Raw genomic sequence first — 13,756 nt, 5'->3', positions numbered from 1 at the left:
TATATGCGTAACAATGTTTATGTTTCGATTGTCTTACCCGTTTATAACGAGAGCGACAGAATTAATTCTGTGCTTGTCTCGTTACTTCATCAAAGAACGCGTAATAACATGCTGACACATGATAACTGGGAGCTGATCGTGGTGGATAATAATTCCACCGACGATTCAGTAGCGCAAATAGAGGATTTTCATCGGCTCAATCCGGCAATGGATATTCATATCATCAAGGAAACCACGCAGGGTGTCTCCTCCGCGCGAAAATGCGGAATGGACTACGCCTCGCTGCGTTCAAAAGCGCGTGATAAACGCCTTGGCATAAACCGTAAGCACTATATCGTTTCGGCCGATGCGGACTGTACCGTGGACAGCTGGTGGCTGCACACGCTAATTGAAAAAATGGTCGAGGAAGCAGGGGATTTAGGCACCTGTAATTACTACTACAACGAAAACGACTTCCGGCTGCGCCCGAACCTGTTTGCGGAGATCCAGAAAACGCTGCGCTGCCGCGATGTCTCCTTCTCGCTGTTTGGCGGCTTCCCGGATGGCAAAGGTTTTGCCGTTGAACGTACGATGTACGACAAAGTCGGCGGCATTGAGATCTTTTACCAGCTCAATAACGGCCGGTTTGTCGAGCACCTTTCCGATGACTGGGATTTCGGTATTCGCGTGATCGCCGCGGGCGGAAAACCTGTCTACGCACGCGATTCCCATGTTGAAATCAACAGCCGCCGCGTGGACACCATTCTGCAGGAAGTGATAACCGGTGTCGCTTATGGACAGGATGGCATCATCATCATGAAAGATGTCCGTCCGGAAGGGGGACAGCAAACCTCGCTGAGCGACACGACACCGGCGCAGTCGTTGCAGGCCTGGCACTACTCCATAAAAGATTACGTGCCGAAAAATATTGTGCTGCCGGTGCTTCTCAACCCGCACCTGCTGTTAGACAGCGACGCCGTGCGTGACTTCTTCGGTCCGGTGGTAGCCGATCGCCTGTTCCGGCGCATCGAGGCCATCAAACACGAAACACGCATTATCGATTTCACGCCCATCCACGCCTATAAAACGCCCGCTTACCGGCTCTATTTCGAATTTCGCGACGAGATTTTCAGCGCCATGCGCCGCGCGATAGGCGAAGACATTGGTTTCCCGCCGCCGCTGCCAGCCTGTTTTGACGAGGTTCAGGAGCGCGATTTCCAGCGTTTCGTCTGGTATTTCTGTGAGGATCGCGAGTCCGGCATGGCGCATAACTACTTTGCCAACGGGGGAGTCTTCTGATGAACAGCGCACTTCTGGATTCATTGAACGATCTCGACCCGCACTACCCGGTGCCGCGCGTGTACGACTTTCTGGCGGCGCCGGAAAATCACACCTTGCTGGAGTACGTCTACCGGGATCCTTTTGGTTGCCACGTGTTTCCGGGCGACATCAAAGACTACCCGCAGGACGCCTTTTTCCGCGAGATGGAACACGACATTAAACAGGCAGCGCAGATCCATCTCTGGGCGTCGATTCCCACCTGCCGCTACCGCTGCCATTTCTGCCAGTTCCCGACCATTATCATTAATCCGCAGAGCGCCCCCTCGCGGGCCGTTTTTCACCGGGTGGTGGATCAGAACATTCAGGAAGCAACGTTGTGGCTGCAAAACGTGCCCGCGCTTGCCCATGCGGAAGTGGGCGAATTTAACGTTTTCGGCGGCACGCCGTCGTTGCTGCCGGAAGCGGAACTTCGGCGTCTGATTGAGTTTTACCGCAACAACTTTAACTTTTCTGCCGCCACGCTGCGCTTTGAAGGGGAACCGGCAACGCTGACAAAAGCCTATCTGCAGCTGCTCAAAACGCTGGGTTTCAGCAAAATCAGTTTTGGCGTCCAGTCATTCAATAACCAGCTTATCGAGGCCTGTGGACGCAAACATAGCGCGGAAACCTGCGAACAGACGATTGCGAACGCGCGCGAAGTCGGTTTCGACTGGATAAGTGTGGATCTGATCTACGGCCTGCCAGGGCAAAGCGTCGATGACGTGAAATATGATATGGAGAAGTGCCGCGAACTGGCGCTTTCCCATGTCGTCTGCACAAAGCTGCATATGGCGGAATTGATGAAGCAGCGCACCGGGGTATCGGGGCAGCGCCAGAGTTTATGGCAGAAAAAAGGGACGACCAGCCGCTTTCCGGGGCTCGGTAAGCAGTACCAGATGCGTGAGCTGATCGAGCGCTACTTCGCCGATGAGTACACTGAGCATCCCACCATGTATTTCCATCAGCGCACCCAGCCTGCGGAGAAGTGGAAAGGGCTGATTACTGATCTTGATAAACAGTATCCGGAAGTGGCGATTGGTCTTGGCGGCAGTTCGAAATGCACGCAGTCGGAGGCGATCAACATTACGGATTACAAACACTACTCCCAGGCGCTGGAAGAAGGGCGCTTACCCATTGAATCGCAACAGGGTTTTTCACCGCTTCAGCGCGAAGTGAATGCCTTCAAAATGGCCCTCTCCACTCTGCGCCCGGTCAACGATAGCGAATTCCGCCAGCGCTTCGACGGTCGCAGTTTTTTCAGCAACCCGGTTATTCATCGTGCGTTAGAAACGTTAACGCAAAAAGCGCTCATCACCGTGACTGGCGATAACGTCACGCTTACGCCAAATGGCGTCACGCTGGTGGAAGCGATCATTAATACCCAATTCACATTCGCCGACAGCCAGGAGGTCGCGCATGAAACACACTGACGCATCAACACCGGTTTTTAGCCTTTATTACATCGCCATTGACACCGAAGCCGGGGTCACCAATGAACAGTTTGAGCAGTTTGTTCGTGAGAAAGGGTGCCAGATCCCCTGTTATCCCGGCTGGCGCTGGACGTTGCTGCGCGGCCTGCGGGGAGAGCGCGCCGGGCAATTTCTGATGTTGTATGAAATCGAAAACGCCGACCTGCGCGATCGTTACCAGCGCGCGGACGGCAATCTCACCGAACTGGCGCGTCAGTTCTGGCGCGATCGCCCGCACGCCCAGCAATTGCTGCGGGAGTGGCAACGACTAGGGACATTCAGCGCGCTACCGACGATCTACACCGATTATCGGCTGCTGGCAGAAAACAAAAAAAGCACCGTGATGGATGGCCCCCGTTATCGAGAGCGGCCGGGAGAGGAACCGGAAGCCAGGGTGATTGGCATCCATAACCTGGCGCTGCGCCCGGATGTCGAAGCCGCGACCTTCGAGACCTTTATCGCCGAAAATTACCAGCGTATTGAAGATTACCCGGACTGGAAATTCCGCTTGCTGAAAGGCGAGCGCGGCAACCGGCTGGATCAATATGTGGTGATGATGGAGATCGCAAGCCTTGCGGCGCTGGATGTTTTCTATCCTGAACCGGATCTTGCCACCGATCAGGCAGCCATTTTCGCCAGCGCACACCGGGACACCAAACAGATGTACGAGGAGTGGAAACAGCTCGCGTCCTTCTCGGGATCGCCGCAAATCTACACCGATTATCTGGCCGTGGCCGAAAGCCAGGGACAAGGAGTGTAGCCAATGACAACGCCTCACCCGGCCACAAATACCGGCGCACAGCATGCGACGCGGGGGATATTTTTTATCGCCGGTCTGGCGGTCTCCGCGTGGGCACCGCTGATCCCGCTGGTGAAAGCCACGCTGCACGTTGATGACGGCGCGCTGGGTTTGCTGCTGTTTTGCATTGCCGCAGGGTCGATGCTGGCAATGCCGTTCAGCGGTAGCTTAATCAGCCGGTTTGGCTGTCGGGCCGTGATCCTCTGCTGCGCCCTGGTGTTGTGTCTCGATCTGCCCGTAATGTTGTTTATCGATTCCCCCGTCGTGATGGGCGGGGTTCTGCTCTTTTTCGGCGCGGCAAATGGCCTGCTCGATGTGTCGATGAACAGCCAGGCGGTGGTGGTTGAGCGTGAATCCGGACAGGCAAGAATGGCCGGTTTCCATAGCTTTTATAGCCTGGGTTGCATCGCGGGTGCCGGAAGCGTCAGCCTGTTGTTGTGGGCAGGTGTGGCGCCGCGACACGCCATTTTACTGATTGCGCTGCTGATTCTGGCGATCGCGCTGGCTTCATCCGGCCATTTATTAGCCAGACGCCCGCAACAAACCGACGCGAAAGGAAGCCTGCTGCGAACACTGGCGCATCCGCATGTGCTTTTCATCGCCATCGTCTGTTTTTTTATCTTTCTGATCGAAGGCGCGATGCTGGACTGGTCCGCCGTTTTCCTGCACAGCGAACGGCAGATGCCCGCGCGGCAGGCGGGCCTGGGCTTTACGCTCTACTCCATTGCCGTAGCGCTGGGGCGGGTATATGGCGATCGCTTAATCAACACGTATGGCAACGTGCGCGTGCTGCTCTTCGGCGGAGTGTGTGCCGCGGCAGGGTTGCTGGTGATGGTTTCACTGCATAGCGCCATGCTCTCTCTTGCCGGGTTCGTGCTGGTTGGCGCGGGGCTGGCGAACATTGTGCCGGTGCTTTTCTCCGGCGCGGGGAATCAGCCCGGTGTGCCGTCGCACTTCGCGCTGCCCGCCGTCACGTTATTCGGCTATGCGGGATTGCTGAGCGGCCCGGCGCTGATTGGCGCCATGGCTCAACACTTCAGCCTGAGCGCGGTGTTCAGCGCCGGCATTGTGCTTCTGCTGCTGGTTAGCCTGCTGGCGCACAACATTATCCATTAACCACGGGCACGCCCGTGTTGTGAAAATTGAAAAATTGAAAAAAAGAAAGGAGTCTTTATGAATTACCCATCTCATGCAGTTTTTAGCGTGCATTACATTGGCCTCAACCTGAAAAAAGGGGTAACGGCGGGCGATTTTGAGCAATTCGCCCGCGAGCGCGGTGTGCAGCTCCCGGCGTATCCGGGCTGGCGCTGGACGTTGCTTAAAGGTTTGCGCGGTGAGCGAGAAAACGAGTATCTGATGCTGTACGAAGCGCCGGATGCGCAGCAGTATGCCCGCTATGTGACAGCCAGTGGCGAGCAGACCGCCGAAGCGCAGCAATTCTGGCAGCAACACCCGCAGGCGCTGGCGCTGATTGCTGAGTGGAAAACCTTCGCGACGTTTGCCGAGCTGCCGACCATTTTCACCACTTATTCCCTGGTGGCGGAAAATACGCATAGCTCGTTGCCGGATGGGCCGAATTACCAGGCCAAAGCCGGGCAAGAAACGGTGGCGCGCGTCGTCGGTTTCCACAACCTCGCCCTGCGCGCGGGCGTGCTGCCGCAGACGTTCGAAAAATTCATTACTGACAATATCCACCGCGTCGAAGATTACCCCGGCTGGAAATTCCACATGCTGAAAGGTCAGGGCGGTAATCGTCTCGATCAGTACGCGGTGATGCTGGAAATCGAGAGTCTGGCGTCGCTGAACGCCTTTCATCCGGGGCTGGATGTCTCCACGGAAAAATCACTGGCCTTTGTCGCCGCACATCAGGATACGGAACGGATGTATGACGAGTGGCGCACGCTCGCATCATTTTCCGGTGCGCCACAGCTCTATACGGACTATCTGGCGATAGCCGGAAACGCCGGTTAACCTCACTTACTCCTGTCGGGCGGTGGCGGCCATCAGATGGCTGAGATCACCGCCCAGACGGGTGTTTTGCAACGGGCGCAGGGGCGCGATACGCTGGCGCAGCGCGTTATCACACCTATACAGCTGGCACCAGCCTTCAAGCCAGGCCAGATTGGTCGGGTGCTGTAAAAACGACACATCCTGCGCCGCGCCTGTCTTTTGCGCAAACGGCTGCGCATCGGTTATCCCGCCAATCACCACTTCCCCCAGACGCCGCAGCGCGTCGTGATTTTCCGCTTCTGGATCGACACCGTTCGCACGGGCAAACAGCGCAATCATCACCAGCGGCTGGATAGCGTAATTGTGGTAAGAGAACGCCCGCTGACGACGGCGCAGTTCGTTGGGTAAAAAACCTTGCGGATCAATTTGCTGCATCGCCGTACGGTAAATATCCAGCGCGTCGGTAAAGAGATCGCGCCGCTGCGTGACTACCGCGGTTGCCATAATGGCCCAGGCCGCCCAGTAGCTGTGGTTATTGACTTTATTCAGCGGTAAATCATGCCATTCGTTAAGAGTTAAATCGCCAAGTGTGCTGAGCCAGCGCTCAATATTTGCCTGCTGAGCCGGATAAGCGCGCAGCGGATGCTGAGGCGAATATTGCAACTGCAGCCAGGCAGAAGAGAAGGTGGCCAGCGCCCATTTACGCATTGATCTGCCGGTATGGTTCTTCGCATCGCCGGTTAACGCACCCGCGCTGGCCCATTCCGCCAGGGCGTTGACCACACAGGCGACATTCGACGGGTTCCCGTTTTGCGCCCAGGCGGTGACCTGGCGGCTGACAAAGCGCTCCATATCGGTAATTGGTCTGGTTTGCTGGCGGAAAGCGGCGTCGGCTTCAGGGTTGAGCGTGGCACGCGCGCTGTCGGAGCCTGCATATTTACTTTGAAAATCCAGCACGCCAGTAAAAGGCGCGGGGGCTATGGGGCAGTTAACCGCTTTTGCTGGGTGATGTTCCGGCGGTTGCATAAACCCGGCGGGAGGAGAAAGACGATCGGCGCCATGGGCGGCAGCCGAAAAGATGAAGATCAGCACTGCTCTTAGAAACACCATGCTATGTCCTGTTTTCCACGACCGGGAGCAGCACTATAGCATGGTGTCCTGGACTATCAGCTACCGCCGAAAACATGCACCGCGCGATGCAGGCGGGCGGCGCGTTCAGAGAGATCTTCCGCCGCGCTGGTGACATGCTCCACCATGCCGGTGTTGTTGTGCGTCATGGCGCCAATACGCGAAACGGACTGGTTAATCAGCTCCAGCGCCTGGGTCTGTTCGTGGGTGGCGATGCCGATCTCTTTAATCATCGCCGACATATTGATCACGCTTTCGATCATCGCTGTCAGGTGGGTTTCGGTGTTCTCGACCATCTCAACACCGCTTTTCACGTTAGCCACGTTGTGTTCGATAAGCGTCTGAATTTCACGCGCGGCAGAGGCGGAGTGTTGCGCCAGATTACGCACTTCAGCTGCAACCACGGCAAAACCGCGGCCGGATTCACCGGCACGCGCCGCTTCCACCGCCGCATTCAGCGCCAGAATATTGGTCTGGAAAGCGATACTGTCGATGACGCCAATGATGTCGACGATTTTATTATTGTCCGCGGAAACCGACTGCATCATGGCAATGGTCTTTTTCATCACATCGCCGCTTTCCATCGCGCTGGCGCTGGTCTCATCCGCGCGCGCCATCGCTTCTGTTGCGGTTTCCGCCGTTTGCCTTACCGCGCTGGCGATCTCTTCAACTGCCGCCGCAGTCTGGTGCAGATCGCCGGAGGTCTCTTCCGTACGTTGCCGCAGAGAATCGCCTTCGCTGGAGATGCGCCCGCTGATCACGCGAATGCCTTTTATTTGCGCGGAAACATCGCCCACCAGCGAATTAAGGTTCAACCCGGACTGGTTTACCAGGCGCATCAGCAAACCGATTTCATCCACGCGGTTAAAATGGCGGTAGTCGGCTTTTCGCCCGGAGACCACTTTTTGCATTTGTGACAAAACTATTTTAAGCGGGCGTGATATTTGGCTCTGCAAAAAAGCGGAAAGTAATCCCAATGCAATAACCGTTACACCGGCTTTTTCAGCAGCATTAAATGGCAGGAATTGCAATACCACTAACAGGGCAGCGGTAATAATGGCGCCCAGGTTAATCCGTTTTGAAACACTAATCCGCTGGAAAATTGAAAGGAAAGAAAATAACCCACGGCGAACCACTAAACCTTTATAAAAACGGAAACCGCGAAGTTTGTTTTCATTCACTTGATCATAAAGCGCGGCGCTGGCGTCAATTTCATCGCGTTGTGGAATATTCCGCACCGAGATATAACCGGTCAACTCACCTTGCTGATAAACCGGCGTCACGTTAGCGCGCACCCAGTAATGATCGCCGTTCTGGCGGCGGTTTTTCACCATCCCGGTCCAGCTATCACCTTGCTGGATGGTAAACCACATATCACCAAAAGCGGCGGCGGGCATATCCGGGTGGCGAATAATATTGTGCGCTTCGCCCATCAACTGGTCTTCGGTAAATCCGCTGGCGTCAATAAATGCCGTATTGGCATAAGTAATATGGCTGTGCGTATTTGTGGTCGACAACAGCGTCGCCCCATCGTTAAGCAAATACTCTTTCTGTGTAACAGGAGTGTTACGCTTCATGAAAAACCCCGTAATGTACCGCGATCAATAAATTGCTGACGCGGTAATAGGCTTTTTTATAATTTACCGGCCAGTGAGTTTTTGTTATTACCAGTGCATTCTCCACAAAGTTATCGGCAACGGAAAGTAGCTGCGTTAAATATTTTTTTAGTCATACTTACGACTCAATTTATAAATATTGTTATGATTTTGCGAAAGAAAAATGACGACAAAAAAACAAACCAGCCATAAGTACATTCTTAAGTCAAATTAATAGCCAGTGATGCAGCAAAGGCGAATAAATAGACGATCAAAAATAGAAACATTAACATCGCAGGCTAACATTTTTACTTTTAGATAAAGTCCCAGGTATAAGAAAACCACAATACCAGTAATTTATTTATGGTTATTAACGATGCAGCAGCAGAATATTGATTGCGACGGCAGTGCGGCGGTTTTCCGCCGCACTGCAATTAATGGCTGAGGATCTGATCGAGGAACTGACGGGTACGCGGATGCGCAGGCTGCGTGAAAAACGTTTCCGGCGGCGCGGATTCAACAATGCGGCCGTCGGCCATCAAAATCACGTTATCCGCCACGGTACGGGCAAAGCCCATTTCATGCGTGACCACAATCATCGTCATGCCGCTGTCCGCCAGATCCAGCATCACATCCAGCACTTCTTTGATCATTTCCGGGTCCAGCGCCGAGGTTGGCTCGTCAAACAGCATAATCTCCGGTTGCATACAGAGCGCGCGGGCAATCGCCACGCGCTGTTGCTGGCCGCCGGAGAGCTGCAACGGGAACTTATGCGCCTGGTTGGCGATCTGCACTTTTTCCAGATAGTGCATCGCCAGCTCCGTTGCCTGCGGGCGGCTCATCTTGCGCACCAGCGTGGGGCCGATAATCAGGTTATCCAGCACGCTTAAATGCGGAAACAGATTAAACTGCTGAAACAGCATGCCGATGCTCAAACGAATGCGGCTGATGTTGCGCACGTTGTCATTCATTTCGATACCGTTCACCAGAATCTGGCCTTTCTGGTGCTCTTCCAGCCGGTTAATACAGCGGATAAGCGTCGATTTACCGGAACCGGATGGCCCGCAAATCACCACGCGTTCGCCTTTTTTTACGCTGAGCGAAACATCATCCAGCACCTGAAATTTCCCGTACCATTTGCTGACGGAGGTCATTTGAATGATCGCATCGTGCGGGGGCGTTGTGGTTTGCATCAGGAAACTCCTTCAGGGTTGCGGCGTTCATCGATGCGTCCTTCGATCCACACCGCGTAACGGGAAAGCGAAAAGCCAAACAGTAAATACAGGCCGGCGATAAACACATAGGTTTCAATGTAATAACGACGCCATACCGGGTCCTGCATCACTGCGGTGGTGGCGGTCAGAACATCGAACAGGCCGATAATGATCACGAATGACGAGTTCTTCATCGCCGCAATAATATGGTTGGTCACCGCCGGCAGGCAGATGCGCAGCGCCTGCGGCAGCACAATTTTGGTGGTGGTGTGCCAGTAACCCAGATTCAGCACCGCGGCCGCTTCATACTGACCGCGCGGTACCGCCTGCAAACCACCACGGATCACTTCAGCCTGATAGCAGGCAAAGAACAGGGCAATACCAATAATCACCCGCAGCAGCTTGTTCACTTCCATCCCGGCCGGTAAAAACAGCGGAAAAACGTTCACGGCGACAAATAAGATCGTGATCAACGGTACGCCGCGTAACCCTTCAATAAACACCACCGACAAACCGCGCAAAAACGATAGCGGAGAGCGGCGGCCCAGCGCCAGCGCCACCGACACCGGCATGCCAATAATCACCGTCCCGGAAAAAAGCAGCAGCGTCAGCGGCAGACCGCCCCAGTCCGCTGAAGAGACCGGCGGTAGCCCGAACAGACCGCCACTCATCAGCACTGACATCACAACCAGCGAGACTATCCACAGCGGCCACAACAGGCGCGAGTGCCAGCACATCGGCGACAGCGAAAGCCCGACGGTGACAAACCACACCAGCACCGCCAGGGCGGCACGCCACTGCTCATCATACGGATAGAGCCCGAAGAGGATCGGGCGATACTTCTCGCCGATCACCGCCCAACAGGCACCAGCCGCCGCCCGGCACTGCTCGGCCGTCCCGTTAAAACCGACCGCGTCTATCACGCCCCAGCGCAGGATCGTTGACCCCACCAGCGCCAGCACGGTTAATAACAGCAGCGTCAATACGCTTTGTGCAACGCTGCTAAATAAATGCTGTCGTAGCCAGAAAACCACAGGATTTTGCATAACGGTTCCTTAGCGCTCTTTAATGGCGACGTAGCGGTTAAACAGGTTCATCAACAGCGAGGTGGTACCGCTAATGACCAGATACACCACCATCATAATGGCTATAGCCTCCAGCGCCTGGCCGGTCTGACTCATCATGGTGTTGCTGATATTCGCCAGTTCCGGGTAGCCAATCACCACGGCTATCGAACTGTTTTTTGCCAGGCTCACATATTTGCTCGCCAGCGGCGGCACCATCACCCGCATCGCCTGCGGAATGACGACATAGCGCATGACATGCCACGATGAAAACGACAGCGCGCGCGCCGCTTCCAGTTGCCCCTTGGGCACGGACTGAATCCCCGCGCGAACAATTTCGGCGATATAGGCAGATGAGTAGAGCGAGATCCCCAGCAGCAACGCGGTAAATTCCGGGCTGATGGTAAACCCACCGCGAAAGTTAAACCCGCGCAGCTCCGGCGTATTCAGCGCATGGGGCGCGCCGGACAACCACCACACCAGCAGCGGCAGGCCGATAATCAGCGCGAGGCGAATACGTCCAGTGGGCAGCACTTTGCTGCGCCGCTCGCGCCAGTAACGCGCAAGCAGTGAAACCAGCAGGCTTAACACACAGCCAGCCAGCAGCGCCAGCAATGTCCACTGCCAGCCGCTGTGCGCCGCCGGAACGCTGAACGTTAAGCCCCGGTTGGTAAGAAAACCGCCCGGCAGTTCTATCGCCTGGCGCGGCGCGGGCAGGTTGCGGATCACCATCGACCAGAAGATCACATGCAGGATCACCGGGACATTACGCAGCAGCTCCACATAAGTGACGCATACTTTCATCAATAGCCAGTTTCTGGAAACCCGGCCAATACCAACCAAAAATCCGAGCAGTGTCGCCAGCACAATGCCGCACAGCGTCACATAGAGGGTATTAAGAAACCCCACCACCAGCGCGCGGGTGTAGGTGTCATTCGCGGAGTAGGGAATTAACGTTTCCCCGATGGCGAAGTGCGCAGGCTGGTGCAGAAAACCGAAACCGGTCGAAATGCGTTGCGCATGCAGGTTTTCCACCACGTTGCTGTAGAGCCAGTAGCTAAATCCTGCAAGCAGCGCCGCCAGCAGCAACTGGTAGCAGGCGCTGCGCACGGACTGACTGCCAAAAAAGGTGAAAAGGCGAAACGCGGTGGCCTCGCGCGTCGCATCCGACGCCAGAACACCGGAGTTGTCAGACTGTTTCATCATTAAAATTACGACTGTGGCAGGAGTGGAGAAGGGCCGCCCCGCAAGACGGAGGCGGCCCGGCGATTAACGGATCGGCAGACCGTAAAGCAGGCCACCTTTGTTCCACTGATTATTCAAATCGCGATCCAGCGGTTCAGCGCTTTTCGGGCCAAAGTGGCGGTTGTAAATATCGCCATAGTTGCCCACCTGTTTAACGATGTTGTACACCCATTTGTCATCCAGCCCCAGTTTCTGACCGAAGCCGCCGGTGACACCAAGCAGGCCCTGAACATCCGGATCGGTGGATTTCAGTTTTTCATCGACATTGCTCTGGTTAACATCCATCTCTTCGGCATCGAAAGTGGCGTAAACCACCCATTTCACAATGTCATACCACTGGTTATCGCCTTTGCGCACCGCCATCGCCAGTGGCTCTTTGGAGTACATCCCCGGCAGGATCACATGATCCTGCGGTTTGTCGGTATCAAACGCCAGGATACCGGGCAGCGCCACTTTATCGCGGGCGATCACATCACAGCGACCCGCGAGGTAGGCGGCGACATACTCTTTGTTGTTTTCAATAACCACTGGCGTGTAGTGAATGTTGCGCGAGCCGAAAATCTGCGCGACGTTACGTTCGGTACTGCTTGGCGTGACACAAACGGTTGCGCCGTCGAGATCTTCCAGTTTTTTCACGCCGCTGTTGGCGCGCACCATAAAACCGGTGCCGGTGTAGAAGTTAGGCGGCGCAAAACTGATGCCGAGCGACACATCGTTGGTGAGCGTCGCGGTGGTATTACGTGACAGCACGTCCACTTCGCCAGACTGCAGCGCCATAAAGCGTTGTGCGGTCGAGAGCGGGGTAAAACGCACTTTCGACGCGTCGCCCAGCACCGCCGTTGCCAGCGCACGGCAGAAATCAACATCAAGACCTTCCCACTGGCCTTTGCTGTTAATCGCGGCAAAACCGTGACGGGCAGGGTGAACGCCGCACACCAGTTCACCGCGCGCTTTAATTTTTTTCACGGTATCGCCATTAACAGCTGGCGCGTTTTCCGCCTGGGCTGGCGCCAGGAAACTGCCGAGCGCCAGCAGCAAGGCTGAGGCGGCAAGGTGAGATTTTTTGAGCATGACCGATCCTTTTTAAAGTTGCTATCCGATTAATTAACTGTATTTATTACTGATTTCACTAACATTTCCGTTTGTATACGTATGTTCCTCATCCATGACCTCCTTAGCAAAGAACGAATTCAGTAAAGCATATCCAGAAAACCGACGATGGAATTATTGCAGCCATCCCCGCACACCTTGCCACAGCAACTGCGCGCTGAGCAGGATCATGGTAATGCGAAACAGTATGCGGAACAGCCGCTCCGGTACGTTATCCAGTACGCGCGTTCCGAGCCACGTACCCAGCGCACCGCTGATAATCATTGCCACCAGCACCGGTAACCAGCTGGCCCAGGCAAAACCCATCAGCCCGAACGCGAGGATCTTTAACCCGTGTTGCAACACCATACAGGTCGCATGTGTGGCAATCAGCGGCTGGCGTTTTAGCCCTTGTGAACTGATAAGCCCGGCGACCATCGGCCCGGTTGCGCCAACAATCATCGTCCCAAGACTACTCACTGCGCCGCCAATAATAAACAACGGCCGACTCAGCGGTTTCTGTTCTCCGCGTTTACGCAGCACCGACCAGAGAATAAACAACCCCAGTGCGATACGGGCGATGCTGTCCGGGATCACCGCCGCAACCGGTGCGCCAACGGCAATGCCGACCGCGCTACCCAGTAAAAACCACAGCACCAGCGGCCACACCACATGGACTCGCTGAATCAGCGTCCGGCTAAAGTTGGAGCCAAGCTGCACCATGCCGTGTACCGGCATCAGGCTGCTCACCGGCATCCCCAGCCCCATGATCGCCAGCAATGCTGTGCCGCCGCCGAGCCCCATGGCGGCCGTCAGCGCCGAGGTCAGGAAACTGCAAAACACCATCACCCCGGCAAATAGCGGGGAAATCTCCGGCGGTATCAACGTCAGTGTCATACTCACA

At 55.4% G+C, this 13,756-nt stretch carries 12 protein-coding genes; 5 read left to right on the top strand and 7 right to left on the bottom strand.

All coding sequences use genetic code 11. From position 1 onward, the window contains the following. Positions 1–3 precede the first annotated feature (3 nt). From O3S68_RS05570 to O3S68_RS05550, 5 genes are read left to right on the top strand one after another with little or no spacing between them, the layout of a single operon-like run. The gene (locus tag O3S68_RS05570) at positions 4–1,278 is read left to right on the top strand and encodes a glycosyltransferase family 2 protein (protein ID WP_269230993.1); all 1,275 of its coding nucleotides are present in this window, start codon (positions 4–6) and stop codon (positions 1,276–1,278) included. Beyond that, on the top strand, positions 1,278–2,729 hold the full coding sequence (locus O3S68_RS05565) for a radical SAM protein (RefSeq protein ID WP_269230992.1): 1,452 nt from the start codon (positions 1,278–1,280) through the stop codon (positions 2,727–2,729). Before O3S68_RS05570 ends, O3S68_RS05565 begins: the two co-directional genes overlap by 1 nt. After that, positions 2,716–3,528: a hypothetical protein gene (locus O3S68_RS05560; RefSeq protein ID WP_269230991.1), complete on the top strand. Its 813-nt coding sequence runs from the start codon at positions 2,716–2,718 to the stop codon at positions 3,526–3,528. Before O3S68_RS05565 ends, O3S68_RS05560 begins: the two co-directional genes overlap by 14 nt. A gap of 3 nt (positions 3,529–3,531) precedes the next feature. Continuing rightward, positions 3,532–4,683 (top strand): MFS transporter, encoded by a 1,152-nt coding sequence (locus O3S68_RS05555; RefSeq protein ID WP_269230990.1) that lies wholly within the window; start codon positions 3,532–3,534, stop codon positions 4,681–4,683. Between the two features lie 57 nt (positions 4,684–4,740). Then, positions 4,741–5,538, top strand: coding sequence for a hypothetical protein (locus O3S68_RS05550; RefSeq protein WP_269230989.1), 798 nt, complete (start codon positions 4,741–4,743; stop codon positions 5,536–5,538). A 6-nt stretch (positions 5,539–5,544) separates the two neighbouring features. Here the strand turns inward: O3S68_RS05550 and O3S68_RS05545 are convergent, their stop codons facing one another. The 7 genes from O3S68_RS05545 to O3S68_RS05515 all read right to left on the bottom strand — a co-directional run bounded on the left by O3S68_RS05545 (position 5,545) and on the right by O3S68_RS05515 (position 13,749). After that, positions 5,545–6,627, bottom strand: a complete 1,083-nt coding sequence (locus O3S68_RS05545) for a mannuronate-specific alginate lyase (protein ID WP_269230988.1) — start codon at positions 6,625–6,627, stop codon at positions 5,545–5,547. Positions 6,628–6,683: 56 nt separating this feature from the next. Beyond that, positions 6,684–8,222: a methyl-accepting chemotaxis protein gene (locus O3S68_RS05540; protein ID WP_016496064.1), complete on the bottom strand. Its 1,539-nt coding sequence runs from the start codon at positions 8,220–8,222 to the stop codon at positions 6,684–6,686. Between the two features lie 452 nt (positions 8,223–8,674). Next, complete coding sequence (locus O3S68_RS05535; RefSeq protein WP_016496065.1) at positions 8,675–9,433, bottom strand: amino acid ABC transporter ATP-binding protein; 759 nt, start codon at positions 9,431–9,433, stop codon at positions 8,675–8,677. Next, positions 9,433–10,500, bottom strand: a complete 1,068-nt coding sequence (locus O3S68_RS05530; protein ID WP_269230987.1) for an amino acid ABC transporter permease — start codon at positions 10,498–10,500, stop codon at positions 9,433–9,435. The genes O3S68_RS05535 and O3S68_RS05530 overlap by 1 nt, the downstream gene beginning before the upstream one ends. A gap of 9 nt (positions 10,501–10,509) precedes the next feature. Beyond that, entirely contained in the window at positions 10,510–11,724 is a 1,215-nt protein-coding gene (locus tag O3S68_RS05525; protein WP_097406736.1) for an amino acid ABC transporter permease, read from the bottom strand. 63 nt (positions 11,725–11,787) lie between these two features. Then, positions 11,788–12,834, bottom strand: coding sequence for an amino acid ABC transporter substrate-binding protein (locus O3S68_RS05520; RefSeq protein WP_017456806.1), 1,047 nt, complete (start codon positions 12,832–12,834; stop codon positions 11,788–11,790). A 153-nt stretch (positions 12,835–12,987) separates the two neighbouring features. Then, on the bottom strand, positions 12,988–13,749 hold the full coding sequence (locus O3S68_RS05515) for a sulfite exporter TauE/SafE family protein (protein WP_269230986.1): 762 nt from the start codon (positions 13,747–13,749) through the stop codon (positions 12,988–12,990). Positions 13,750–13,756 lie beyond the last annotated feature (7 nt).

The sequence above is a fragment of the Kosakonia sp. SOY2 genome, assembly GCF_027109175.1.
Taxonomy (GTDB): domain Bacteria; phylum Pseudomonadota; class Gammaproteobacteria; order Enterobacterales; family Enterobacteriaceae; genus Kosakonia.
Note: the sequence above shows the minus strand (reverse complement) of the source record. Positions and strands in the feature narration are given on the sequence as shown.